The sequence below is a fragment of the Kribbella sp. VKM Ac-2566 genome, from assembly GCF_004366005.1.
Lineage (GTDB): Bacteria > Actinomycetota > Actinomycetes > Propionibacteriales > Kribbellaceae > Kribbella > Kribbella pratensis.
The window spans coordinates 160450-184533 of sequence record NZ_SODT01000015.1 but is presented as its reverse complement, the minus strand read 5'-3'; the positions used below and the strand labels follow the sequence as shown (position 1 = coordinate 184533).

General features: G+C 67.8%; 23 protein-coding genes. 7 read left to right on the top strand and 16 right to left on the bottom strand.

What is annotated here, in order from left to right; genetic code table 11:
* The first annotated feature begins 4 nt into the window (after positions 1-4).
* Positions 5-955, top strand: a complete 951-nt coding sequence (locus EV647_RS37980) for a hypothetical protein (RefSeq protein WP_134011858.1) — start codon at positions 5-7, stop codon at positions 953-955.
* A gap of 35 nt (positions 956-990) precedes the next feature.
* Here EV647_RS37980 and EV647_RS37975 read toward each other — a convergent pair whose 3' ends face one another.
* Genes EV647_RS37975 through pdhA form a run of 3 tightly spaced genes read right to left on the bottom strand, consistent with a single transcriptional unit; the run spans position 991 to position 4529 of the window.
* Positions 991-2388 carry a dihydrolipoamide acetyltransferase family protein gene (locus EV647_RS37975; protein ID WP_202876456.1) on the bottom strand — a complete coding sequence of 466 codons (1398 nt, stop codon included), beginning with the start codon at positions 2386-2388 and terminating at the stop codon, positions 991-993.
* Positions 2388-3362, bottom strand: a complete 975-nt coding sequence (locus EV647_RS37970) for an alpha-ketoacid dehydrogenase subunit beta (protein ID WP_134011856.1) — start codon at positions 3360-3362, stop codon at positions 2388-2390. The genes EV647_RS37975 and EV647_RS37970 overlap by 1 nt, the downstream gene beginning before the upstream one ends.
* Before the next feature lie 3 nt (positions 3363-3365).
* Entirely contained in the window at positions 3366-4529 is a 1164-nt protein-coding gene (pdhA, locus tag EV647_RS37965; protein WP_134011854.1) for a pyruvate dehydrogenase (acetyl-transferring) E1 component subunit alpha, read from the bottom strand.
* Positions 4530-4988: 459 nt separating this feature from the next.
* Here pdhA and EV647_RS37960 point away from each other — a divergent pair, with 459 nt between their 5' ends.
* Positions 4989-5927 (top strand): EamA family transporter, encoded by a 939-nt coding sequence (locus tag EV647_RS37960; RefSeq protein WP_134011852.1) that lies wholly within the window; start codon positions 4989-4991, stop codon positions 5925-5927.
* Positions 5928-6396: 469 nt separating this feature from the next.
* Complete coding sequence (locus EV647_RS37955; RefSeq protein WP_134011850.1) at positions 6397-6990, top strand: hypothetical protein; 594 nt, start codon at positions 6397-6399, stop codon at positions 6988-6990.
* 124 nt (positions 6991-7114) lie between these two features.
* Here EV647_RS37955 and EV647_RS37950 read toward each other — a convergent pair whose 3' ends face one another.
* On the bottom strand, positions 7115-7825 hold the full coding sequence (locus EV647_RS37950; protein ID WP_166680529.1) for an SDR family NAD(P)-dependent oxidoreductase: 711 nt from the start codon (positions 7823-7825) through the stop codon (positions 7115-7117).
* A 25-nt stretch (positions 7826-7850) separates the two neighbouring features.
* Positions 7851-8930, bottom strand: coding sequence for a histidinol-phosphate transaminase (gene hisC, locus EV647_RS37945; RefSeq protein ID WP_134011846.1), 1080 nt, complete (start codon positions 8928-8930; stop codon positions 7851-7853).
* A gap of 155 nt (positions 8931-9085) precedes the next feature.
* Here hisC and EV647_RS37940 point away from each other — a divergent pair, with 155 nt between their 5' ends.
* Positions 9086-9958, top strand: coding sequence for a dimethylarginine dimethylaminohydrolase family protein (locus EV647_RS37940; RefSeq protein ID WP_134011844.1), 873 nt, complete (start codon positions 9086-9088; stop codon positions 9956-9958).
* A 12-nt stretch (positions 9959-9970) separates the two neighbouring features.
* Here the strand turns inward: EV647_RS37940 and EV647_RS37935 are convergent, their stop codons facing one another.
* Both EV647_RS37935 and EV647_RS37930 read right to left on the bottom strand, forming a co-directional pair.
* Positions 9971-10588 (bottom strand): S-layer protein, encoded by a 618-nt coding sequence (locus EV647_RS37935; RefSeq protein ID WP_134011842.1) that lies wholly within the window; start codon positions 10586-10588, stop codon positions 9971-9973.
* A gap of 19 nt (positions 10589-10607) precedes the next feature.
* Entirely contained in the window at positions 10608-12233 is a 1626-nt protein-coding gene (locus EV647_RS37930; protein WP_238175355.1) for a phage tail tip lysozyme, read from the bottom strand.
* A 170-nt stretch (positions 12234-12403) separates the two neighbouring features.
* Between EV647_RS37930 and EV647_RS37925 the strand changes: the two genes are divergently transcribed.
* A complete protein-coding gene (locus tag EV647_RS37925) occupies positions 12404-13072 on the top strand; it encodes a GntR family transcriptional regulator (RefSeq protein WP_134011840.1) in 669 nt (222 codons plus the stop codon).
* Between the two features lie 16 nt (positions 13073-13088).
* Here the strand turns inward: EV647_RS37925 and EV647_RS37920 are convergent, their stop codons facing one another.
* The 8 genes from EV647_RS37920 to EV647_RS37885 are packed head-to-tail and all read right to left on the bottom strand — an operon-like array spanning position 13089 to position 21929.
* Positions 13089-15122 (bottom strand): hypothetical protein, encoded by a 2034-nt coding sequence (locus tag EV647_RS37920; RefSeq protein ID WP_134011838.1) that lies wholly within the window; start codon positions 15120-15122, stop codon positions 13089-13091.
* Entirely contained in the window at positions 15119-16333 is a 1215-nt protein-coding gene (locus EV647_RS37915; RefSeq protein WP_134011836.1) for an enolase C-terminal domain-like protein, read from the bottom strand. Before EV647_RS37915 ends, EV647_RS37920 begins: the two co-directional genes overlap by 4 nt.
* Before the next feature lie 31 nt (positions 16334-16364).
* Positions 16365-17120: an SDR family NAD(P)-dependent oxidoreductase gene (locus EV647_RS37910; protein ID WP_134011834.1), complete on the bottom strand. Its 756-nt coding sequence runs from the start codon at positions 17118-17120 to the stop codon at positions 16365-16367.
* A gap of 10 nt (positions 17121-17130) precedes the next feature.
* Positions 17131-17940 carry a carbohydrate ABC transporter permease gene (locus EV647_RS37905; RefSeq protein WP_134011832.1) on the bottom strand — a complete coding sequence of 270 codons (810 nt, stop codon included), beginning with the start codon at positions 17938-17940 and terminating at the stop codon, positions 17131-17133.
* Positions 17927-18814 carry a carbohydrate ABC transporter permease gene (locus tag EV647_RS37900; RefSeq protein WP_134011831.1) on the bottom strand — a complete coding sequence of 296 codons (888 nt, stop codon included), beginning with the start codon at positions 18812-18814 and terminating at the stop codon, positions 17927-17929. Before EV647_RS37900 ends, EV647_RS37905 begins: the two co-directional genes overlap by 14 nt.
* Positions 18811-20100 (bottom strand): ABC transporter substrate-binding protein, encoded by a 1290-nt coding sequence (locus tag EV647_RS37895; protein WP_134011829.1) that lies wholly within the window; start codon positions 20098-20100, stop codon positions 18811-18813. Before EV647_RS37895 ends, EV647_RS37900 begins: the two co-directional genes overlap by 4 nt.
* 18 nt (positions 20101-20118) lie before the next feature.
* Positions 20119-20826 carry a FadR/GntR family transcriptional regulator gene (locus EV647_RS37890; protein ID WP_202876455.1) on the bottom strand — a complete coding sequence of 236 codons (708 nt, stop codon included), beginning with the start codon at positions 20824-20826 and terminating at the stop codon, positions 20119-20121.
* On the bottom strand, positions 20823-21929 hold the full coding sequence (locus EV647_RS37885; RefSeq protein ID WP_134011827.1) for a DUF4185 domain-containing protein: 1107 nt from the start codon (positions 21927-21929) through the stop codon (positions 20823-20825). Before EV647_RS37885 ends, EV647_RS37890 begins: the two co-directional genes overlap by 4 nt.
* Positions 21930-22065: 136 nt before the next feature.
* Here EV647_RS37885 and EV647_RS37880 point away from each other — a divergent pair, with 136 nt between their 5' ends.
* Entirely contained in the window at positions 22066-22452 is a 387-nt protein-coding gene (locus tag EV647_RS37880; RefSeq protein ID WP_130388180.1) for a phage holin family protein, read from the top strand.
* On the top strand, positions 22452-22874 hold the full coding sequence (locus EV647_RS37875) for a low molecular weight protein-tyrosine-phosphatase (protein ID WP_134011825.1): 423 nt from the start codon (positions 22452-22454) through the stop codon (positions 22872-22874). Before EV647_RS37880 ends, EV647_RS37875 begins: the two co-directional genes overlap by 1 nt.
* On the opposite strand, the gene EV647_RS37870 is transcribed toward EV647_RS37875, so the two are convergent.
* The gene (locus EV647_RS37870) at positions 22871-24082 is read right to left on the bottom strand and encodes a pyrophosphate--fructose-6-phosphate 1-phosphotransferase (RefSeq protein WP_134011823.1); all 1212 of its coding nucleotides are present in this window, start codon (positions 24080-24082) and stop codon (positions 22871-22873) included. The genes EV647_RS37875 and EV647_RS37870 overlap by 4 nt on opposite strands.
* Between the last annotated feature and the right edge of the window lie 2 nt (positions 24083-24084).

Here is a 24084-nt window from a genome sequence, read left to right as displayed (position 1 = left end):
TCTGGTGGAGACCTCGCCTACGGAGCGCTTGTACGACGCGGCCGCCCGTTGCTCCGCGGACCCGTACTGGGCCAACTCCACCCGCCTGATCGAGACCGCAACCCATGCCCTCACAGACGGCCTCGACTCCCCCGGACTGCGAGAACTCGCCGCCGCGTCGCAGTCGGACCGGATCAGAAAACTTCGCCGGCTCCTGCTCGACGCGCTCGACGAACTCTCGGTCCCGCGCCCCGAAGCGTCGCCCGGTCAGCACATCGGCGGTACGAGGTACGCCCGCCTTCCCACCGACACGCTGCGCCTCGAAATCACGCCGAGCGAGGTGCTGATCCACGTCAACGACCTGGAGATCACCGAGGCGGGCGCCGGAATGGGCATGCACCCGTTCAACCTCTTCGTCCCCACCAACCAGCTCGTTGCGACCACCGAGCCGCGCCACGTCGTGGTCGCTCGCTGCACCTGCGGCGAATCGGGTTGCGGCTCGACCGAGGCCCGGATCACGCGTTTGGGCATGGCCGTCCATTGGGATTGGTACGTCGACCCGCCGCTGGGTCACGGGGTGTCCTTCGACGCCGCGCAGTACGACGCCGAAGTCGAACGGATCGGCAACGACCGGAGCTGGCAGCGGCCGGCGGACACCGCGGCGCGGTTGGTGATCGAGGCGGTCGATCGCGAGCGCTTCATCCCAGCAGGTATGGAGCTCAGCTGGGCGGCGGTCGATCATCAGGACCCGCGGAAGTTCCTGGTAGCGCTGTTCGTGAAAGACGAGCAGTTCCAGGTCTTCCTGCGGTTCCCGATCGGCGATCAAGCGCCCGAGCGGCTGGCAGACGACGTACTGCGAACGCTCCACCAACCGCCGCGAAGCTGGCGTGCCGCCTTCCACTCGATGACAGTGGGTCGGCGCGAGCGGCCGTCCATGGCGGGCCGGCGCTGGCGTTCAGAGGATCCCTGGGGATAGCAGGCCCGGGCGGATGCACCCGGGCCTGCCGGCGGTCAGAACATCAGGGCGCGGGCCGGGTCCTCGAGGATGCCGGCGACGTCGGCGAGGAAGGTGGAGCCCTTCTCGCCGTCGATGAGGCGGTGGTCGAAGGACAGCGCGAGCGTGGTGATCCAGCGCGGGACGATCTCGTCGTCCACCACCCACGGCTGCTTGCGGACCGCGCCGAAGGCGAGGATCGCGGCCTCGCCCGGATTGATGATCGGCGTACCGGCGTCGACGCCGAACACGCCGACGTTGGTGATCGTGAACGATCCACCGGCCTGGTCCGCCGGCTGGGTCTTGCCCTCGCGGGCGGTGGCGACCAGGTCGTTCAGCGCCCGGCACAGGTCGGGCAGGGTGAGCGAGTCGGCGCCCTTGATGTTCGGGACGATCAGCCCGCGCGGGGTGGCCGCGGCGATGCCGAGGTTGACCGCGCCCTTGTAGACGATCTCCTGCGCCTGCTCGTCCCAGGCCGCGTTGATGATCGGCGTACGCCGGGCCGCCAGCGTGACCGCCTTCGCGACGATCAGCAACGGCGAGACGCGCAGATCCTTGAACGCCCTGTCGGACTTCAGCCGCTCGACCAGTTCCATGGTGGCGCTGACGTCGACGGTGATCCACTCGGTCACATGCGGCGCGGTGAACGCACTGGCAACCATCGCCTGCGCCATCGCCTTCTGCACACCCTTGACCGGGACGCGGGTGTCTTCGCGGCCGCTGACAACCGGAGCAGGCTCGTACGCCGGAACGTCCGCAACCGCAGGCGCCGCCGCGTAACCCTCGACGTCGGCCCGTGTGATCACTCCACCTGGGCCGGTCGCCGGCACCACAGCCAGATCGATCCCCAGATCCTTGGCGAGCTTCCGCACCGGCGGCTTCGCCAACACGTGAACAGACCCGTTGCCCCCAGCAACCGGCGCCGGAGCGGGGACCGCCGCCGGTGCGGGCGGGGCAACCGGGGCAGCCGCGGGAACCGGAGCTACCGGGGCAGCCGCGGGCACCGCAGCTACCGCGGCAGCCGGAGTCGGGCCGGCGGAGGCTGCGGGCTTGCGTTGGCGGCGTTTGGCGTCGGTGGTCTTCGGCCCGTAGCCGACCAGGACCGCGGTGCGGCCGCCGGTCTCCTCGGGCTCCGGGATCGTCGGAACCATGTCGTCGGCGAGGGCTTCGGCGGACTCGGTCTGCACCGAGATGATCGGCGTACCGACCGGGACCGTCTCGCCCTCCGGCACGAGCAACTCGGTGACCACGCCGGCGAACGGAACCGGGAGCTCGACCAGCGACTTCGAGGTCTCGATCTCGACGACGGTGTCGTTGAGCTTGACCGTGTCGCCGGGCTTGACCTTCCAGCTGACGATCTCGGCCTCGACGAGTCCTTCGCCGACGTCGGGGAGGCGGAACTGCTGGATGCCCATCAGTACCCCATCACCTTGTCGACGCCGTCCAGCACCCGGTCGAGGTCCGGAAGGTAGTCGTCCTCCATCCGCGACGGCGGGTACGGGGTGTCGTATCCGGTGATACGCAGCACCGGTGCCTCGAGGTGGTAGAAGCACTCCTCGGTCACCCGCGCCGCGATCTCCGACCCCGGACCGAACGAGTACGGCGCCTCGTGCACGACAACCGCACGCCGCGTCTTCTTGACGGAGGCGAAGATCGTCGCCAGGTCGAACGGCGCGATCGTCCGCAGGTCGATGACCTCCAGGTTGCGGCCGTCCTCGACCGCGGCCTCGGCCGCCTGCAGACAGGTCTTCACCATCGGGCCGTAGCAGAGCAGCGTCGCGTCGGTGCCCTCCCGGAGCACCTTCGCCTTGTGCAGCGGCATCGGCGGCACGGACTCGTCCAGCTCGGCCTTCTCGTGGTACCGGCGCTTCGGCTCGAAGAACACGATCGGGTCGTCGGACGTGATCGCCTGCTGGATCATCCAGTACGCGTCGACCGGGTCGCCGCAGGAGATCACCTTGAGGCCCGGCACGTGCGCGAACAGCGTCTCCGGCGACTCCGAGTGGTGCTCGACCGCGCCGATACCGCCGCCGTACGGGATCCGGATGACGATCGGCATGGTGATCTTGCCCATCGACCGGTAGTGCATCTTCGCGACCTGGTTGATGATCTGGTCGTACGCCGGGAACACGAAGCCGTCGAACTGGATCTCGCAGACCGGCCGGTACCCGCGCAGCGCGAGGCCGACCGCGGTGCCGATGATCCCGGACTCGGCGAGCGGGGTGTCGATCACCCGATCCTCGCCGAAGTCCTTCTGCAGTCCTTCGGTGACCCGGAACACGCCGCCGAGCTTGCCGATGTCCTCGCCCATCACGACGACCTTCGGGTCCTTCTCCATCGAGGCCCGGAGTCCGGCGTTGATGGCCTTGCCGAGAGTGATCTTGGTCATCGCTCAGCCCTCGCCTTCGAACGAAGCGGCGTACGCAATGAACTGGTCCCGCTGCTCGGCCAGTTGCGGCGTCTCCTCGACGTACACGTTCTGGAAGAAGTCGGTGAGCACCGGGTCCGGCAGCGCGAGGCAGCCGGCCCGCAGTTCGGCGGCGATCTTGTTCCCCTCGGCCTCGACCTCGTCGAAGAAGTCGTGGTCGACGGCGGCGTGCCGGCTCAGGTACGCGTGTACGCGCTCGATCGGGTCCTTGAGCTTCCAGTGCTCGAGGTCCTCGTTGAGCCGGTACTTCGTCGGGTCGTCGGACGTGGTGTGCGCGCCCATCCGGTACGTGTACGCCTCGATCAGCGTCGGGCCACTGCCCTCGCGGGCCCGCTTCAGGGCCTGCTGGGTGACGGCGTACGTCGCGAGTACGTCGTTGCCGTCGACGCGGACTCCGGGGAAGCCGAAGCCGGCGGCGCGCTGGTACAGCGGGATCCGGGTCTGCCGGTCGATCGGCTCCGAGATCGCCCACTGGTTGTTCTGGCAGAAGAAGACCACCGGCGCGTTGAACACCGAGGCCCAGATGAACGCCTCGTTGACGTCACCCTGGCTGCTGGCGCCGTCGCCGAAGTAGGCGATCGTGGCCTCGCCGTTCTCGGCGTCACCGATCGCGTGGTCGCGCTGCTGGCCCATCGCGTACCCGGTCGCGTGCAGCGTCTGCGCGCCGATCACGATCGTGTAGAGGTGGAAGTTGTTGTCCTTCGGGTCCCAGGCACCCTGGTCGACGCCGCGGAACAGGCCGAGCAGGTTCAGCGGGTTGACCCCCTGACAGAACGCGACACCGTGCTCGCGGTACGTCGGGAAGACCATGTCCTTCTTGTTCAGAGCCCGGCCGGAGCCGATCTGCGCGGCCTCCTGGCCGAGCAGCGACGCCCACAGCCCGAGCTCACCCTGGCGTTGCAGGGCGGTCGCCTCGGTGTCGATCCGGCGGACCAGGACCATGTCCCGGTAGAAGCCCTTGATCGTCTCGTCGTCCAGGTCGAACGTGTAGTCCGGATGCTCGACGCGCTCGCCTTCGGGCGTCAGGAGCTGGACGAACTCGACCTCCTCGGAGGCCTGGGGCGGACTGACCGGCGCCTTGTGGGGCGCGAACACTTCCGGGGCAGGGCCCGGCACCGACTCACTCACATGCACTCCTCGGGTTCGAGCGCGGGATCGCCGCGACCGCAACGTTGCACGGGGCCGGCCCGGTGCGCCGGATGAGGCTTTCGCAGGCTGGTCCGCGTGATTCCAGGGGTTGATGCACTGCTGGCAGTGGACCTCCTCACTGGTCTCACTCCCATCTTGCCGGACACCGTACCGACGAGGTGCCTGATTCGCTAACTGTCTGGACTCCGGCGGGTACGGCGGTACCGAAATCGGTCCTCCGGTGAGACACCAGTCCATCCACTGGTCCTATCGGCACGCTCATATTACAGAGATCTGGCATCTCGACATCAAGTGTCACAAATGGGTCTCGACGTACGCCGAACTGGCGGGAATCCGTGGATCGGTGGCCGGATACCGCCTTGCGGGGAGCCGTCGCGAGCCATAGCGTAAGCATCGTTCTTGCAAAACACCCCTGACACCCTTTCCGAGGAGGTTCCGATGGCCGCGTCCGCTCCCGCCGAAGTGGTCGAGTCCGGTTCCCGGACGGCCTCCGGCGCGATGATCTGGACCGCCCTCGCCGTCGTGTACGTCGTGTGGGGTTCGACGTACCTGGCGATCCGGGTCGTGGTGGAGGCGGACATCCCGCCGATGCTCGGGATGGCCACCCGCTTCCTCACCGCCGCGTTGCTGATGGCCGCCGGCCTGGCTGTTAAGTCGGGCTGGCAGCGGCTGCGGATCACCCGCCGCGAGGCCATCGGCGCGGCCACGGTCGGGGTCCTGCTCCTTGCCTTCGGCAACGGGGCGGTGGCGATCGCGGAGCAGACGGTGCCGTCCGGGCTGGCCGCGTTGCTGGTCGCCGCGATCCCGTTGTGGCTGATGCTGCTGCGCGTCGGCGGCGGCGAGCGGCCGCGGGCGATGACGTGGGTCGGCGTACTGATCGGGTTCGGCGGCGCGGCGCTGCTCGCGTTGTCAGGTGGTAACACGAGCGCGAAGCCGCTGTCGGTGGCGATCCTGGTGGTCGGCACGATCTGCTGGGCGACCGGCTCGCGGTACGCGCCGCAGCTCGGGCTGCCGCGGGATCCCCTGGTGACAGCGCTCTACGAAATGGTCTTCGGCGGTACGGCGATGGTGCTGCTCGGCGTACTGCGAGGAGAGCCGGGGCGACTGCACCTGGACCGGATCCAGGGATCCGGGTGGATCGCACTCGCGTACCTGGTGGTGTTCGGGTCGCTGCTCGCATACACGGCGTACTCGTATCTGCTGGCGAACGCGCCGATCTCGCTGGTGGGCACCTACGCGTACGTGAATCCGGCGGTCGCGGTGTTCCTCGGCTGGCTGATCCTGAGCGAGAGCCTGACCTGGCAGATCCTGCTCGGCGGCGCGGTGATCATCGTCGGCGTTGCGCTCGTGGTCACCTCGGAGCGCCGGCGCTCGTAGCGCCCGTACGAAAAGGAAAGACCCGGGCCCAAGGGACCCGGGTCTCCCACCGCTGCCGATGCGCGCGGCAGCGGGTCTGGCTGCCGGTCGCGCCGTGCCCCGAAAAACACGGCACGAATCTCCGGCAATGGTTCCAACATATTCCGACGAATCGTGCTATTGCCAATTCGGCAGCCACCGAGCCCACCGAAACAATCTTCCGATTCGCCGGGCTTCCGTCACCCGCGCTGACTCAACGACGTACCGGGAGCTCGGTTACGGGACCTTCCGTATCAACTTCCACTCACTACCGTCACCGGCAAGTTGCCTGGTCAGCACGAGGTTTGCTGCTCCGTCAGGGAACTCATCACCGGACTACTATGCATGTCCGTACCCGGAAAATAGTTGACGAAAAAGTTTGTAACCGCCTGTGCCAGGTGTCGTTAGCACTAAGACGAATCCGTCAAAACCCGAAAGGAAACCTGGCATAATGCAGGTAACTCGTAAGATCGTCGCCGCTGCAGCGGTGGCGACTGTCGCCACCCTCGGTCTGGCCACCGTCGTGAGCGCCAACGTTCTCGACGACGCCCAGCAGAAGGCTCAGGTCACCGGCCTGGCCGACGCGGTCTCCTCGGCCAGCAAGGGCTACGACGGCGGCCACGCCCGCTGGTGGGGCATGCACAAGGACGGCTCGCTGGTCGCCATCGACCGCAACGACCTCGGCGCGTTCCAGGCCTGCCACAACCTCGGTGCCGGCACCGGCATCGGCGGCACCGTGCCGGCCAACGACATCACCGGCATCATCGGCTGGGGCAACGACGGCAACAGCGTGACCGCCGTCAAGACCTGCGAGCAGGAGAACGAGCAGAACCGTAAGTGGTACAAGGCCGACGGCAACGGTGTCGTGTCCGTGTCCGACAACAAGGTCGGTCCGTGGCAGGTCTGCCACAACCAGGTCGACATCACGGGCATCGGCGGCACTGTCCCGCTGTCGAACCCGACCGGCATCCTGGGCCTGGACAACGACGGCAACTCCGTCGACTCGCTCAAGACCTGCGAGCAGAGCAACGAGCAGAACAACTGACCCTCCCTGGTCAGTGATGCGGGACCCGAACCAGTCACCTCGGTGGATTGACTGATTCGGAGCAACACAAGCGGCGCCGGGAGCAAGCCTCACTCCTCCCGGCGCCGCTCCTTTGTGCCTGGCCTCAGAGGGTTCGGAGGTCTGTGCAGGTGCCGTTGGGGAGATCCCGGTGCAGGAGGGACCAGATGCCGGTGGCTGCTGCCTCGGGGGTGGTGAGGGAGCCGGTGGCTTTGAGGGTGTGGAAGCGAGCTACGGCGGGGAAGTCTGCTTCGGGGGTGGATCGGATTTCGGATTGCATGGCGGTGTCTACTACGCCCGGGGCTACGGCGAGGATTCGGCAGCCGTCGGTGGGTTGTTCCTGACCTACGGTGCGGACCCAGTGCTCTACGGCGGCCTTGCCGGCGTTGTACGACGACCAGCCGGAGTACGCCGTTGTTGCGGCACCGGAGGAGAGCATCACCAGATGGCGCTCGCACGTGAGGTGCGCGGACGCCCGGAGGAACGCGGCCCCGAGGACCTGGGGCGCTGCGGAGTTCAGCAGGACCGCTCGGGTGTAGTCGTCGGGATCTGCTCCAGCCGCTGGGCCGATCGGGGTGATCGTGCCGGCGTTGTGGATGAAGACGACGCGGTCACCGTCGTACGTCGACAGCTCGTCCGTGAAGTGCTCCGCGACGCGGGACCAGTCGGCGGGATCCGCGAGGTCCGCCTTGAAGTGTTCCGGCGTACCGCCGCGGCGTGAGATGTCCACGACGCGGGCATCCCGGAACGGCACCGTCGCGGCGAGCGCCGCGCCGATCCCGGCCGAAGCACCCGAGATCCAAACGAGAGCGCTCACCGGCAGGAACCCCGTCCGCCGACGGTCACTGGCGCCAGGTGCGGGCGACGTTCAGGAACAGGTCGTTGGCCTCGCGTTCGCCGATCGTGACGCGGACGCCTTCGCCGGGGAACGGGCGGACCGAGACACCTTCGGCCTGGACAGCCTCGGCGAACCGGACGGTGTCCTCGCCGAGCTCGAGCCAGACGAAGTTCGTCTGCGACTCCGGGACGTCCCAGCCGGCGGCCTGGAGCGCGGAGACGACCCGCTGACGCTCCTCGACCAGGGCGTCGACCCGCTCCAACAGCTCCTCCTCGACGCCGAGGGACGCGATCGCCGCCGCCTGGGCCACGTAGCTGACGCCGAACGGGAGCGCGCACTTCCGGATCGCCCCGACGACGGCCGGGTGACCGATCGCGTACCCGACCCGGAACCCGGCCAGCCCGTACGCCTTCGAGAACGTCCGCAGGACCAGCACGTTCGGCCGGTCACGGTACAGCTCGACCCCGTCCACGACGTCGGTCTCCCGGACGAACTCGCGGTACGCCTCGTCGATCACGACCAGCACGTTCGACGGTACGGCGTCGAGGAACGCGAGCAGCTCGTCGCGTCGTACCACCGGGCCGGTCGGGTTGTTCGGCGTACAGACCAGCACGACCTTGGTGCGGTCGGTGATCGCGGCCTCCATCGCCTTGAAGTCGTGGCGGGCCTCGGCGGTCAGCGGCACCTTGACCGACGTCGCGCCGGTCAGCTGGACCGCGATCGGGTACGCCTCGAACGAGCGCCATGCGTAGACGACCTCGTCGCCCTCGGCGACTGTCGCCTGCAGCAAGTGGTACAGCAGCGCGACCGACCCGGTCCCGACCGCGAGGTCGCTCACCGGTACGCCGAACCGGTCCGACAGCGCCTCGAGCAGGTCGACGGCACCCATGTCCGGGTACCGGTTCATCTGCGCGGCGGCCTCGGTCGCGGCGGCCAGCACACCCGGAAGCGGCGGGTACGGGTTCTCGTTGCTGGACAGTTTGTACGTCGGGCGACCGTCGGAGCGCTCCGGCGGACGACCCGGCTTGTAAGCCGCGACATCGTCCAGGCAGGCGCGAAAGCGAACCTCGTTGTCAGGGGTCATGCCCGCAGGTTAGTCCTTACCCGCACCCCGGAACCACCCTCCGGAAAGCGACGTACAGCACGCCGTTTGACTCCGGAAACCTCGAGCCTCAGACTGACTGATTGTCGGACAATCAGGGGATCTGGCAAGATCCGAAACGTCGTCAGGAGGGGTTCATGGGGCAGCCGCTGGAGTGGGGTCGTCGCTATCTGATGGTCCGGCCGGACCACTTCCGGATCGACTACGTGATCAACCCGTACATGTCGACACACGACCAGCCGGACCCGGCACTGACGCTCAAGCAGTGGGAGTCGCTGCGGCAGGCGATCGTGGACGCCGGCGGCGAGGTCGAGGTCCTCGCGCAGCGGGCCGACTCGCCGGACATGGTGTACGCGATGAACCTCGGACTGGCCACCGCGGACGGCCGCGCGATGCTCTCGCACATGCGGTTCGAGCCGCGCCGCAAGGAGTCGCTGAGCGCGGCCGACTGGTTCACCGAGGCCGGTTTCCGGCTCGACCGGACCGGCAGTGAGGGCGTCGGGCCGCACTTCGAGTCCGGGGATGCGTTCGTGTTCGGCGACAGCCTGGTCGTCGGGTACGGGCCGCGGACCGAGGAAGCGGCACTCAAGCACCTCGCGACCGAGTGGAACATCCGGGTCCGCGGGCTGCGCATCGCCCACGAGGGCATGTACCACCTCGACCTGCCGTTCTGCCCGGTGGACAGCACGCACGCGATGATCTACCCGTCGGCGTTCGACGCCGCGAGCCAGGCGGAACTGTCCGGGATCGTCCCGGACCCGATCGTGCTCACCGACGAGGAGGCGTTCGCGTTCAGCGCGAACTCGATCGTGGTCGGCGAGACGATCATCATGCCGGCCTGCTCGCCGCGGCTGCACGACGTCTTCACGGGTCTCGGACTGCGCGTCGTCGTCCTGGACCTGTCGGAGTTCCACAAGGGCGGCGGCTCGATCCGGTGCCTGACGAACCCGCTGGACTTTCCGCTGTCCCGGATCGGCACGCCGGGCGGGGAGGTCGTCCTCCCCGCCTGACCTGCGCGGCGCCTACTTGCCGGTGGTCCAGATGATGTCGAGGGTGTCGATGTCCCAGCCGTAGCCCTTGATCCACTGGAGGGCCTTCGTCCTGCCCTGGGGCCCGAAGACCTCGATGACGATCGAGATCGCCTCCGGGTTCGTCGGGTCGCTCTTGGACTTGGTGTACGTCGCCTGAAAGCCGTCGCCGACGTACGGGAGCTGGCTGAGGATCGGGTACTTCTGCTTGAGGCGGGCCTGGACCTCGTCGTACCTCCGGCCGGCCTCGGCCTCGGCCTCACGCTGCTGCTCGGGGTTGTTCTTGGCCCACTCCCGGCCCTCGGCGCTGTTGGCGTAGAGGAACATCTTGTAGCTCAGCCGGTCGCTGCCCGAGGTGAAGGTCTGGGTGTAGCTCTGGAAGCCGCGCCGCGAACCCTCCAGGGTGTGCGTGCCTGCCTTGATCTTGACCTCGCCGTTCGCCGGGATCTCGTGGCCGTCCAGCTTCAGGGTCAGGTCGTTCGGGATCGACTGCACGGTCAGCGTCGTCTCCGATCCGCCGCCGCGGAACAGCACGACGCCGCCGATCACGATCAGGACGACCGCCAGCACGACCACGACGACCATGAAGGGCCGCCGGTTCTCATCCAGCATCCGCTGCTCCCGTCCTTGCTCAGCTCGCCGGTTTCGGCGCGTTCTTCAGCCGGTAGACCGTGAAGTTGCCCGAACCGCCGCCGACGTCGTACAGGTGGCCTGCCTCCGGTACGTGACCGTGGAGGGAGGCGGAGGCCGCGTTGTAACCGCCGCCCTCCTTACCCCACGGACCGACGAAGAGGTAGGTGTGACCGGGCCCGTTCAGGATGTCACCCGGCTTCATGCCGCCCGGAGGCTCCCCGTGCCACCAGTCGTACTTCCCGGAGCTCTCCAGATACGTCCGCTGAACGTCGGTTCCGACGTTCGGGTAGTCCTTGTCGGCGCCGCTCATGTGCATCACCGTCGCGACGAAGCGGCCGCAGTCGCTGTAGGGGTCGATGCCGCTGGAGCCGTCGTTGAACTTCTCCATCGCATCGACGTACTCCTTCTTCGCGATGCTCGCGTCGACGCCGTCGTGACCGTCCTCGGGCCAGGCCAGGTTCTTCGCGACCTCGGCGATGTTGCCGCTGCCTTCGCCGCACCCGCCGGTACCGGCGGTCTGCGCGTCCCCGCCCGACGCCGGCGCCGAACCGGCGAACTGGTCGAAAACGTGCCGCGCGTTCGCCTTGCGCTCGGCGTACGTCGGATGGTTCGGGTTCTCGTGTCCGCCGAACCGCTCGAACTTGTCGCCGAACTCGTACGCAGCCTGCTCGACCGTTGTCGCCGACTTGATGGCGCGCCCGGCCGCCCCTTCCCCGAGGGGTCCGTCGCCGTTGAGCTGCTTGATCAGGAATTCCAGCTGGTAGCCCAGGGAGGCGATCTGCTCGTCCTGGACCCCGGCGTCGCGGGACGGGTTGATCATCTTGCCGGCCGGTGTCCACTGCACGATGCCCCAGCCGAGCGGGGAGTTCACCACTTTGTCCGGCGGGGTGACGACGCCCGGCGCCGTGTTCTGCAGCCGAGCCGGCTCCACGCTGGACTCGGCGATCATGTTGCCGACGATGCCCGCAGCCTGCTCCTTGGAGTAGCCGTTCTGGACGAAGAAGTTGAAGGCCTTCTGCTGGTTGTTGGCCCCGGAGAGGTTGCCGTCGACGCAGCTGCAGCCGCCACCGCCCTTCGAGGTGTCGAGCTCGAACGGGTTCTCCTCCGGCTTCGGGACGATGGACCACTTGTTGTTGTTCTCCTGGTCGGCCCACATCTCCCAGTGCACATGCGCCCCGGCGACACCGATCGGGGCGCCGTTGGCGTCGGTGCCCTCGCTGCCGATGCCGGCGGTGCCGATCGGGTCGCCCCGCTTGACGTCGGCGTCCTTGCTGACGGTGATGGTCTTCAGGAACTTGTACCGCGTCTCGACGCTCTCCAGGCGGATCCGGACCTCGTTCCCCGAGGCCATGACGACCTTGCCGTCCTGGGAGGCGTAGACCTTGTCGTCCTCCTTCACCTGGAAGTCGTAGCCCTGGTGAAAGATGGTCCAGTCCCCGTCGATCTGGTGCCGATCCGTCGGCCAGCCCATCAGGCTCTGGTCCTGACTGTGCTGCGCGCACTGCGCTTCGGCCGAGTCCAGCCCGCTCAGAACGCCGAGCAGCATCAGCAGGACGATGATCAACGGCAGCAACAGCACCAGCCCGACCGCACCGAGGAGCTGAAGCGGACTGATCTTTCCCACGCTCTGCTCCTCGCTGGTTCAAGTGGCTTCCCGCGCTGGGCCCGCGGGCAGTGGCGCCACCAGGGAAATGCTGCCCGAAAACCGGGTCATCTGCCGGAAGTTATCCACAGGCCGCCCGTCCGGGCCGGGTCGGGCGCGACAACGGACCGGGTCTGGACGAGAATCACACCATGTACGAACGGCTGCGGGTGGACCGCTCGACCACGGTGGACCGGGTGGTCGACGCGCTGCGCGCCGCCCTGTTCGCCGGTGATCTGGAGCCGGGTACGCCGCTGCGTGAGCAGCCGCTCGCCGAGGCGCTCGGGGTGGCCCGGAGCACCATCCGCGAGGCGATGACGATGCTGGTCACCGAGGGCCTCGCGGTCCGCGAGCCGAACAAGGGCGTCAGCGTGGCGATCCTGCACCCCGACGCGGTGGCCGACATCTGCCGAGCCCGGTTCGTGCTCGAGTCCGCCGGGATCCGGGCCTGGTACGACGCCGACGAGACGGCCCGGGAGCGGGTCCGGGAGGCGATGCGGGTGTTCGCCGCGACCGCCAGGGACGGTGCCGACCCGGAGGCCCTGACCGAGACCCATCTGGCCATCCACCGCAGCCTGGTGGCGCTCACCGGCAGTGAACGCTTGATCGCGACCGCCGACTCGATCACCGGCGAGGCGCGGCTCGCGCTGGCCCGGGTGGACGCGCTGCGGCAGGACGCGCGCCAGCAGGTCGCCTCCCACCGCAAACTCGTCCGGTTGCTCGAGCGGGGCGAGCTCGACGAGTGCGTCGAAGAGCTCCGCCGTCACCTCGCCGGCGCCGAGGAGTCCCTCCTCGAGGCCATCGCGATGCCGCCGGCTTGAGCGGTCCCGCTGCGTCTCAGACCAGTCCGTCCGCCGTCACGTCGTACGTCTTCGAGCCGACCCGGAGGCCGGTCAGGCGGGCGTTCGGGTCGAGTGCGGCGACCTGTGGGCTCGCGGTCACGGTGCCGTCCAGTGCGACCTCGATGCCGAAGACGCCCTCCAGGACCAGGCTGACCCAGGCGCCGGACGACGAGCAGGACCAGTCGATCAGGTACGGGAACTGCGGCGGCGATTTCCGCGCTCCCCCCGCCATCGGCGGCTGTGCCTCCTCGACGAAGTGCGCCTGACCGCACGGGCCCTGGTTCGCGGACTTGGCCAGACCCGGAAGCCAGTCCAGCAGTACGTCGCCGCGCCCGAGCGCGAACAGTGCGCGACCGGCGTCGGCCGGCCACGCCGGGTACGCGCCGTTACACTGGTGGTCCGGCCGCACGCTGAACGCGGCATCCGCGTCGTACGGCGACAGCGCGCGCATCCATGTGGGCGTCTGGAGCTCCCGCTGGAAGAACGACACCATCTCGGCGCGCTGCGACTCGGACAGGTCGTCCGGGATCGTCGTACCGACGATGTTGAAGTCGTAGCAGTGCCGGACCGGGACAAGCTTGCCGTCCGGCTGCCGCGCGTGCCAGAAGCCCTTGCCCTCGACGTACAGCTCGTTGACGTGGCCTGCCTGCGCGGACGCCTCCTTGCGAAGCAGAGCAGCACGGTCTGCGTCACCGGAGCGGTCTGCGATCTCAGCCGCTACCCGCATGCACCACACGTTGGCGGCGTTGAAGCTGGCCACCTCGTGCACATAGCTGCTCACGCACTCCAGCAGGTTGTCGATGCCGCCGTAGTCGGCCAGCGCATGTTCACCGCGCAGTCCGCGCCACGCGGTCGCCCAGTCGTGCACATGCTCCCCGACCGGCTTCGGGCCAACGGAAACGTCCAGGAACGCCGAGTCCCCGGTGAAGCGCACGTAGTCGCGCACCAGCCGGGTCATGGCGAAGTCGTTCACGGAGTACCAGTAGCCGACCGGTCCGCCGGTCAGCCACTCGGTGCCGAAGTGTTTGTGCGTGTCCAGGTCGATCCAGTGCTCGATGTGCTTTCGCATCGGCTCCGGGTCCAGCAGCGCATGCGTCAGCGAGGACAGGCTGTAGTCCCAGATGAACGTCGTGGTCTGCCAGTACCGCGGCATCAACGTGTCGTACGTCCGCCCGATCACACTGGCCGGGTTGTCCCTCCGGAACCAGATGACACCCAGCACACCCCACCAGTACAGCTTCCGCAGCGCCTCGTTCGACGTCTCCAGTACAGGCAACGAACCGCTGAACCCGTCGCTGTGAGGGTCGAACGCGTCGGCGAGCGCCACGTCCCACATGCTCTCCGCGACCGCGATCACGGAGGGTACGTCGGCCACGCAGACATCGAAGTGCTCCGTCGCCTCCTCCAGTGTCCCCGCCAGCACATGCACGTAGGACAGCCGCCCGCGCCCCGACTCGTCCAGCACGACCGTTGCCTCGAGCATCGCCCTGTCCACAGTGCTGGGCACATCGAGACCCTGCACGCTCACGGCCGATCCGGACTCGCCGGTGCCGACAACCCGATTGTCCACAACCTGCAGCGTGTTGGGCTCGGACGGCGGTTCCGGGCGCAACCAGCCCGTCGGCGAGCGCGTCGCAGTACTGGCCAGCGCGAGTCCCAGTCGGACGGACCGTCCCGGTAGTCCCGACACTTCGAGTTGGACGACGACGGCTGGTCTGCCCGGAGCGCAGGCGGTGGTCGTGCGGAGGTCAAGGCCGTCGACGGTGGTGGAGCGGACGACGCAGTCCGGCCGCCACACCACCTCCACGGTCCCGCCGTACGAGCGCGCCAGGCGTCCGTCGACGTACAGCTGCCCGGTGATGGTGTCGCCGTGCGAGTACGGCGGGAAGTTGACGCTCCTGATCGCCACGACGTCGTGGTCGACCTGCGCCGTGCCCAGGAAGTTCGTCAGCCCGGGCGGGTTGAACATGTCGTCGTAGGTGTGGACAAGAACGTCGCTCGCCAGATCGGCAGAACGCGGAATCGTCATGACGGGTCGGCCCAATCGGTGTTCGGGAGCAGGGGGTACCAGTCCGGGCGGGCCGGATCGCGGTCGTAGGGGTACGAGCCGAGTTCGCGGAACAGTTCGGCGTACTCGGCCAGCTTGTCGCGGTCCAGCTCGACGCCCAGGCCGGGTGCGTCGGGGACCGCGATCGCGCCGTCGGCGTACGGAAGCTTGCCGCCGGCAATGATGTCGTCACACAGGTGGTGGTAGTGCGCGTCCGCGGCGAACGACAGGTTCGGTACGACGGCACCGAGGTGCAGCATCGTCGCGAGCTGGATGCCGAGCTCGCCCGACGAGTGCACCGCGACCCCGAGCTGGAACGTCTCGCAGACACCGGCCGCCTTGATGCACGGCCGGATGCCGCCCCAGAACGTCGTGTCCAGCAGGATCACGTCGACCGCGGGGTCGCGGACGTTGGCGGCGAGCTGCTCGAAGTTCACCACGACGGTGTTCGTCGCGAGCGGGATCGGGGTCTTCTCGCGGACCCGGCGCATCCCGTTCAGGCCCCAGGTCGGGTCCTCGAGGTAGTCGTTGTCGAGGTCCTCGATCCCGCGGGCGAACCGGATCGCCTCCTCGACACTGAACGCGCCGTTCGGGTCGAACCGCAGGCGGTGGCCCGGGAACGCCTCGGCCAGCGCACGGAAGCATTCGCGTTCGTAATCCGGCGGGAACACGCCGCCCTTCAGCTTGTGCACGCTGAACCCGTGCTGGTCGACCAGCTCGCGGGCGTGCGCTACGAGCTGTTCCGCCGTACGGATCTCGCCCGTCCCGTCCTCGGCGGGATGCCGGAAGAACAGGTAGCTGGCGAAGGGCACGTGCGAGCGCACCTTCCCGCCCAGCAACGCGTGCACGGGCACGCCGAGCTCCCGGCCCTGCAGGTCCAGGCAGGCGAACTCGATGGCGGCCAGCAATTGGGTGCGATTGTTGTAGAGGCTGGCGGTTGGATTGGCGAGCATCCAGCGCAGCGCCTCGGTGCGCGCCGGGTCGTGACCAAGGAGATACGGTTTGAGCCCGGTGACCGCGGCCTCGGCGCTCTGCCCGCCGCCGCCCATCTCGCCGAGTCCGATCAGCCCGTTGTCGGCCTCGACCTCCACGACAGTCCGCACGAAACGTCCCCAGTGCGCTCCGTTGCTGTGCCGCAGCGGTGCCTCCAACGGCATCGTCACCGTGGTCGCGCGTACGTCGACGATTCTCATGCTTCCCCCACCCCGTCGCCCCAGTCAGGCTTCACTTCGCGTCCTCCGGCAGTACGACGGCCAGCCCGGCGGTCAGCCCACCGTCGACCTTCACGTCCGCTCCGGTCACGAACGACGCGGCCGGGGAGGACAGGAAGTAGATGACCTCGGCAACCTCTTCCGGTGTCGCGACCCGCCCGAGCGGGTGCGAGCGGCCCCATTCGGCGACCACCTCGTCCGTCGTCCGGTCGCCGGCGAACTGTGCTGCCGACGTACGCAACATCGGCGTGTCCACCGACCCCGGGCAGACCGCGTTCACGCGAATCCCGTCCGGAGCGTGATCCACCGCCATCGCCCGTACGAGGCTGAGCAAGGCGCCCTTGCCCATCGAGTACGCCGCGACACCCGTCTGCGCCGCATACGCCTGCACGGACGACACCACCACGACACTCCCGCCCCGCGACATCCGTGGGACGAACGCCTGGCACGCGAAGAACACGCCGCCGACGTTCACCGCCATCACCTCGTCGTAGACCGACGACGGCGTGTCGACAACCGTCCCGTACCGCTGGATCCCGGCGGCGCATACGAGCGCGTCCACCGCGCCGAGCTCGTCCGCAGCGGCCGCGAGAGCCTCACGGTCGGAGACATCCACAACCACGCCTGTCACCTGATCACCCAGGGCTAACAGTGCTTCCGCGTCCCGGTCCAGGGCGATCACCCGGTCTCCGGCGGCGACGAAGCGTTCGACTGCACCCCGTCCGATGCCAGCGGCACCGCCGGTCACGACGACTGTGCGGCTACTCATATGTGTCCTCTCAGAACTGGCCCAGGGCGAGGCCCCGGGAGAAGAAGCGTTGGGCGGCGAGGAAGAGGATGACCGTGGGCAGCGAGACGAGCAGGCCACCTGCCAGGACGGTCGGGAGCGAGGCCCCGCCGTACGTACTCTGCAGGCCGGTGAGGGCCGGCATGATCGGCCGGACCGAGTCCGACTGGCTCAGGGTCAGGCCGAGCAGCAGGTCGTTCCAGACGAACGTCGCCTGCAGGATGAAGATCGCCGCCAGCGCCGACCCCGCCATCGGCAGGTAGATGCTGCGGAAGATCCGGAACAGCCCGCCGCCGTCGACCACCGCGGCCTCGAACACGCTGCGCGCGATCCCGGTGAAGAAGTTCCGCATCACGAATGCCGAGAACGGCACGCTGATCGCGGTGTAGACGATGATCATCCCGATCCGGGTGTCGTACAGCCCGGAGTTCGCGTACCCGGAGAACAACGGCATCAGGATCATCTGCAGCGGGAAGATCGTCCCGCCGAAGATGAACACGAACCACAGGAAGCCGCGCTTCAACCGCAGTACGACGATCGCGTACCCGGCCGCAGAGCCGATCAGCACCGCGACCACCGGCGCGATCACGCTGTACATCGTGGTCGCCACCAACGTGTCCCCGAGCGCCGCCTTGCTCCACGCGTCACCGAAGTTCGCGAACAACGAGAACCCCGCCGGCTTCCACACCGTCTTCGCGTCGTACCCGTCGACGGACTTGGACGCGTTCACGACCAGGAGATAGATCGGCGCGAGCCAGATCAGCCCGAGTACGACGAGGATTGCGGTCTTAACCCTGCTCACGCGCGTCCCCCAACTGGTAACGGAGGTAGAGAATCGAGGCGGCGAAGGTGACCAGGCTCAGGAAAAGCGCGATCGCCGCACCCTGTCCGTAGTCGTTCAGCACGAACGTCTCCTTGTACATGGACAGTGCCAGCGTCTCGGACGACGTACCCGGGCCGCCTTGCGTCATCACCCACACCACGTCGAACGTCTTCAGGCTGCCGACGATCGAGAGTCCGATGACCACGGTGGTGATCGGGCGGAGCTGCGGCCACAGGTGGTGGCGGAACAGGCTGAAGCCCTCCGCGCCGTCCAGCCTCGCAGCCTCCAGCGGCTCAGCCGGGATCGACTGCAGTCCGACCACGAACAGCAGCGCGTTCACACCCGCTGCCTGCCAGGTGACCGCGACGATCATCATCAGCGTGTTGCCAGGACCTGCCTGCAGCCAGCCGGTGTGGGCACCCGGGAACCCGAAGAACCCGAGTGCCTGACCAAGTGCGCCGTCCGGCTGCAGTACGAAGCCCCAGATGACTCCAACGGCCACACCGGAGATCGCGTACGGCAGCAGGAACGGCAGCCGCAACCACGTGCCCCACTTGTGCCCGTAGGTCAGTACGGCGATCAGTAGGCCGAGCGCCACGGGCAGTGTCACCATGCCGACCACCCACAGCAGCGTGTTGACCAACGCCCCGATCAGATCGGGGTCACTGAACATCGCCTTGTAGTTGGCCAGCCCGGACCACACCGGTGACGCCAGCCCGTCGTAGTCGGTGAAGCTGACGTACGTCGTCCACAGGAACGGCAGGTACAACAGGAGTGCTACGACCGCTACAGCTGGTAGGCCGAACAGGGGCGCCTTACGCGCCCCCGTCCGGTCAAGGGCCTGATTGCTCACTTCTGCTTGGCCCAGTACGCGTCCGCCTCGGCCTGGATCTTCTGCAGACCCGGCATCGGGTCACCCGGCTTGGTCACGAACGCGCCGAACACCTCCAGCGCCTTGTTCGCAACCGGCACGGGCGTCGCCTCGAACCACCGGTTGATCAGCCGGTACCCGTCGCCGCCGACGTCCTTGTTCAGCTTCGACAGCGCCGGGTCCTTGACCTCGGCCTTCGGGTTGAACGACAGGTCGCCGCGGGAGTTCGCCCAGGCGGTCTGCGCCTGCGGCGTGACCCACCAGTCGGTCCACTTCTTCACCGTCGACGCGTGCTCGCCGGCCGCCGCCGAGCAGACCGGGCCGGTCTCGAAGATCATCGAGGTCTTGGGCAGGTCCGGGTTCACGTTCGGGATCACGAAGAAGTCGTAGTCGGTGCCGGCCTTCATCTTCAGCGTGTTCAGGTTGCCGCTGAACCAGGTACCGAAGTTGATCATCGCGACGTCGCCGTTCTTCAGCTGCGCCTGCGGCTCGGTCTTCGCGCCCGGGTCGCTGAAGTAGCCGGCGTCGATCATCTTCTTCCACTCGTTCATCACCTCGACCACACCCGGATCGGTGTACTTCGCCTTACCGGCGGCGAGCGCGTCGTACAGGTCCGGGTCCTTGCCGGCCAGCAGCGTCTCGAACCAGACGAACGAGAACAGGATGTTGGTCTGGTAGAACGGCTTCACGCCGGCCGCCTTCACCTTGTCCGCCACCTGGGTCAGCTCGGCCCAGGTCGTCGGGGTCTGGGTGATGCCGGCCTTCTTGAAGACGGCCTTGTTGTAGTACATCACCCAGTAGCCGGCGTTCAGCGGGACGCAGTACTGCTTGTCGCCGTACGTGAAGTACTGCTTGAGCTGCTCGGGGATGTTGCCATCAGCAACTGCCTTGGTCCACTGGTCGGTGGTCTCGGCAACGAGCTTCTGGTCCACCAGGTCCTGAAGTTCCTTGCCGGTGTGCCAGGTGAACAGGTCGGCCTTCTCCTTGGTCCGGAACGAGGAGCGGATGAACGCGGTGTACGTGTTCGAGTCGGAGTACCCGACCGGCTCCATGCCGACGCCGATGTCCTTCTTGCTGGCCGCCCCGACCTGGGTGAACGCGTCCTTCCAGCCGCCCTTGTCGTTGTAGAACTTCAGCGAGTCGACCGGCTTGTCCTCACCCTTGGCCGGCCCTGCGGTCCCGCCACCGCCGCCTCCACAGGCAGAGAGTGCGAGCGCGCCGGCGATCACCAGGGCAGCCAGCGCCTTGCGGTTGGTGTTGCGTTGCATGTGATGCGTCCTTCCAGCTCAGGGATGCTGAAGTCGTTCGTTGATGACGGCCAGGACGCCGTCCAGGTGCTCTCGGGTGAGCAGTTCGGCCAGGTCTGCGTCGCCGGACCGTACGGCGTCGTAGATCGCGCGATGCTCGTCCAGGTCGGCCTGCCGGTCGCCGTGGATGTGCAGGATCTCCAGCTGCTCGCGGGCGTTCACGACCGTGACCGACTCGACCACCTCGGCCAGCGTCGCGTTCCCGGAGGCCTGTGCCAGTGAGCGGTGGAAGTCCATGTTCACTTCGGCCAGTTGCGCATGGTCGCCGGAAGCGATCAGCTCGGCCGCCGCATCGAGGTCCTTGGCCATCTGCTCCAGCGCAGCCTCCGCACGCGTCTGGGCCGCCAGTGCGGCAACAGGTGGCTCGATGAGGGCACGTGCCTGCAGGAGCTCCACCAACCGGTCCGGACTGGGTGCCAGCGCCAGGGGGTTGGCCAGGACCAGCCGGCCGACGTTCGGACCGACGTACACACCAGAGCCGTGCCGGAGCTCGACAGCTCCGGTTGCCTCCAGTCGGCGCAGGGCCTCCCGCACAGTCGGTACGGCGACCTTGAACCGCTCCGCCAGCGACCGCACGGCCTCGAACTGATCACCCGGCGCCAACTTGCGCTCCGCGATCAGGGCGAGCATGGACGTCGCCAGGTCGTCCAGCAGACTCCGCCGTACGACGCCTCCCGTGGTGCTCACTTGGCCGCTGCCAGCGTGACCGAGACGAACCGCGGTCGGTAGATGCCCACGTCGCCGTACAGCTCGTCGCTGACCAGGCTGTTGACGTTGTAGCTCACCAGGAGCGATGTGCCGCGCCGCAGGTCCGGGTGGTCGTGGGAGTTGTAGGTGATGATGTTCCCGCCCGTCTCGGGGGTCTGGTACAGCTCGACCGGCTTCACCCACGGACCGGTCGGCGAGCAGGAGAAGTACCCGAGGACGCGCTTGCTGAACAGCTCGTTGGTGTCGTGCGTGACCAGCAGGTAGCCGTCGCTCCAGCGGGTCACACTGTGCTCGTTGGCGACCCCCTGGAGCACCCGGGCGGAGGCGGTCTCGTCACTGGACCAGCCCGAGCCGGTCCAGTACTCCCAAGGCTTCGCGGTCAGGTCGTCACCACGCACCCGGGCGACGTGCTGGTACTTCGCTGCGCCCAGGTCCTCGACGCCGTAGACGTACGTGTACCCGTGGTCGCGCAGCAGCCAGCCGGACCACTGCACGTTCGCACCCGACGGAATCGGAGTGAGGCTCTTCAGCTTGAACGTGGTGCTGTCGAACCGCGCCAGGTAGTTGCTGGCCCAGCGCCAGTCCCACTGACCTGTCCCTGTCTTCTCGAAGCGCAGCGCGACCACGTCGAGGTCACGGCCGGCATGGCTGGTCTGCGCTGCCCCGAACCAGTACCAGCCGTTGGACGGCGGCGGCACGAGTGCCGTCGGGTTGGTCGCCGTACCGCCCGTGACCGTCGTCAGCTTCGTGCCCTGCTGGATCACGAACGAGTTGTTGATGAACGGAGCAGTGGTCGGACGGGAGCCGTCCGGGTTCACCGGGCCGAGGAACGTGTCGGAGAAGACCCACGCCGTACGTCCACCGGGGAGCGGGACGGAGTAGGTGCTGTCCGCACCTGTCCAGCCTTTCCCGGTGTTGCTGTAGGCGTTGAGCAACCCCTCAGGGGCGGCATGTGGAGTCGCCTGCGCGGTCCAGTTCGTCTGGACAGCACCGCAGGTGGACGACGGACTCGCAGCGGCCGGGACAGCCAGGCCTGCGGCCGTGAGTGACAGTGCGACGAGAGCAAGCAATGGACGGGGCATGAAAATGATCAGATCACTTGGTCATTTTCGCTGTCAACACCTCCACCAGTTCTTCTTTCGAAGGCAGAGGGGATCAGGGTCCGATCAGGGTGTGTACCGAGCGTGGTGTCACCCGTCGGATGGGAGGATCGACGGCATGAAGAACTTGATCATCAGGTTGCTGGTCAACGCGGTCGCGTTGGCGGCGGCGAGCTGGATCGTCTCCGGAATCACCCTGCAGGGCGCGACCACCGGCAAGCGCGTGCTGACGCTGCTGATCGTGGCCGCGATCTTCGGTGTCGTGAACGCGATCGTGAAGCCCGTGGTGAAGGTGCTGTCCTTCCCGCTGCTGATCCTCACCCTGGGTCTGCTGACCTTCGTGATCAACGCGGCGATGCTGCTGCTGACGTCCTGGATCACCGGCAAGCTCGACGTCCAGTTCCACGTCGACGGCTTCTGGTCCGCGCTCTTCGGCGCCCTGATCATCAGCGTCGTCGGCATGATCCTCAACGCCGTCCTGCCGGAGAAGGCCGAAGTGCACTAGTGCGCGTCGAGATCGTTTGCACCGGGAACATCTGCCGGTCGCCGATGGGCGAGGTGGTGCTGCGCGCCAAGCTCGCCGATGCCGGTCTCGACGACGTCGAGGTGACCAGCTCGGGCACCGGCGGCTGGCACGTCGGCGACCGGATGGACCCGCGCGCGGCGGCCGCCCTCCGGCGCCGCGGGTACGACGGCAGCGCGCATCGGGCCCGCCAGTTCGAGCGCGCCGGGGACCCGGATCTGATCCTCGCGATGGACTCGAGCCACCTCGACACGCTCACCCGGTACGGCGCCGCGGCGCAGTTGTTCGCCCGCGACGACGTACCCGATCCGTACTACGGCGAGGACAACGGCTTCGACGACGTCCTCGCCCAGATCGAGAAGGCGGCCGACCAGTGGGTCGACCGCCTCCGCAACAAGTCCTAAGCCTGACCGATCTCCGACTTCAGGGTGACGAACCAGTCGGCGGTCGGGTCGAACTCCTTGCCGCCGGCGATCCGCGGGAACTCGATCGCGCGCAGTTCGTCGCCGCGCTCCTCGTCGTGGCCGACGACGCCGGACTCACCGCGCAGCGCCGCGTCGACCGCGTAGTCGGTGCACTCCTTGATCAGCGCGAGGTCGCGGTCGTTGGCCGCGGCAGAGCGGCTGAAGTACCCGCTCTTCTGCACCATCGTCTTCTCCGCACCGATCCGCTCGGCGAACTGCTTCGCGAACCAGGCGCCCGGGTTGATGGTGTCCAGCTTGACGTGCCCGAACGGGTCCCGGCCGACCTCTTCGCCACGGGCCTCCATCTCCGCCACGATCGACGGTACGCCGGCACCCTCGGACAGGAAGATGTTGACGCAGTCCTCCTCGTCCATCACCTTCCGCAGCCGCTCCGCCTCGGCATCCAGGTCGATCGTTGCCTCCGGCACGTACACGGCGTGCACCGACCAACCGGCCTTCTCCAGGCCGATCCCAGGATTCCACTCCTGCTCGTCGACCCACTGCTGGTACGCCTGCGCCGTTGCCGCGGTCAACCAGCCGCAGTTCCTCCCCATCACCTCGTGGACGATCAGCATCCGCGGGTTCGAGGTGTGCTCGGCAATGATGTTGCGGGCGAACAGCGCGCCCTGCTCGGCGGCGGTCCACGCACCCAGGCTCTGCCGGATCGGGATCACGTCGTTGTCGATGGTCTTCGGCAGACCGACCACGGTCAGGTCGTAGTCGTGCTCGTGCAGGTACGCCGCGAGGTCGGCGGCCGTGGTGTTGGTGTCGTCACCGCCGATGGTGTGCAGTACGTCGACGCCGTCCGCGACGAGCCGCTCGGCCGCGACCTGGAGGGCGTTCTGCCCGTCCTGGATCAGGCCGCGCTTGACCAGGTCGGCGGTGTTGGTCAGCTTCACCCGGCTGTTGCCGATCGGGCTGCCGCCGAACTTGTGCAGCACGGACGCGTTCTCCCGCACCTCCGGCGTCACGGTCCGGAACCGGCCGCTGAGCAGGCCGTGGTACCCGTTCAGGTAGGCGATGATCTCCACGTCGGGCGCCACCTCGGTGTAGCGCTCGATCAGCCCGCCGACGGCGGACGACAGGCAGGGCGCGAGCCCGCCGGCGGTGAGCAGGGCAACTCGGCGGACAGACTTGTCGGCAGCCATGG

Excerpts from the sequence above, each read along its gene's own strand:
- EV647_RS37975 (WP_202876456.1), bottom strand. The coding sequence starts at position 2,388 with ATGGGCATCCAGCAGTTCCGCCTCCCCGACGTCGGCGAAGGACTCGTC.
- EV647_RS37970 (WP_134011856.1), bottom strand. The coding sequence starts at position 3,362 with ATGACCAAGATCACTCTCGGCAAGGCCATCAACGCCGGACTCCGGGCC.
- EV647_RS37960 (WP_134011852.1), top strand. The coding sequence starts at position 4,989 with ATGGCCGCGTCCGCTCCCGCCGAAGTGGTCGAGTCCGGTTCCCGGACG.
- EV647_RS37955 (WP_134011850.1), top strand. The coding sequence starts at position 6,397 with ATGCAGGTAACTCGTAAGATCGTCGCCGCTGCAGCGGTGGCGACTGTC.
- hisC (WP_134011846.1), bottom strand. The coding sequence starts at position 8,930 with ATGACCCCTGACAACGAGGTTCGCTTTCGCGCCTGCCTGGACGATGTC.
- EV647_RS37940 (WP_134011844.1), top strand. The coding sequence starts at position 9,086 with ATGGGGCAGCCGCTGGAGTGGGGTCGTCGCTATCTGATGGTCCGGCCG.
- EV647_RS37935 (WP_134011842.1), bottom strand. The coding sequence starts at position 10,588 with ATGCTGGATGAGAACCGGCGGCCCTTCATGGTCGTCGTGGTCGTGCTG.
- EV647_RS37925 (WP_134011840.1), top strand. The coding sequence starts at position 12,404 with ATGTACGAACGGCTGCGGGTGGACCGCTCGACCACGGTGGACCGGGTG.
- EV647_RS37920 (WP_134011838.1), bottom strand. The coding sequence starts at position 15,122 with ATGACGATTCCGCGTTCTGCCGATCTGGCGAGCGACGTTCTTGTCCAC.
- EV647_RS37915 (WP_134011836.1), bottom strand. The coding sequence starts at position 16,333 with ATGAGAATCGTCGACGTACGCGCGACCACGGTGACGATGCCGTTGGAG.
- EV647_RS37910 (WP_134011834.1), bottom strand. The coding sequence starts at position 17,120 with ATGAGTAGCCGCACAGTCGTCGTGACCGGCGGTGCCGCTGGCATCGGA.
- EV647_RS37895 (WP_134011829.1), bottom strand. The coding sequence starts at position 20,100 with ATGCAACGCAACACCAACCGCAAGGCGCTGGCTGCCCTGGTGATCGCC.
- EV647_RS37885 (WP_134011827.1), bottom strand. The coding sequence starts at position 21,929 with ATGCCCCGTCCATTGCTTGCTCTCGTCGCACTGTCACTCACGGCCGCA.
- EV647_RS37880 (WP_130388180.1), top strand. The coding sequence starts at position 22,066 with ATGAAGAACTTGATCATCAGGTTGCTGGTCAACGCGGTCGCGTTGGCG.
- EV647_RS37870 (WP_134011823.1), bottom strand. The coding sequence starts at position 24,082 with ATGGCTGCCGACAAGTCTGTCCGCCGAGTTGCCCTGCTCACCGCCGGC.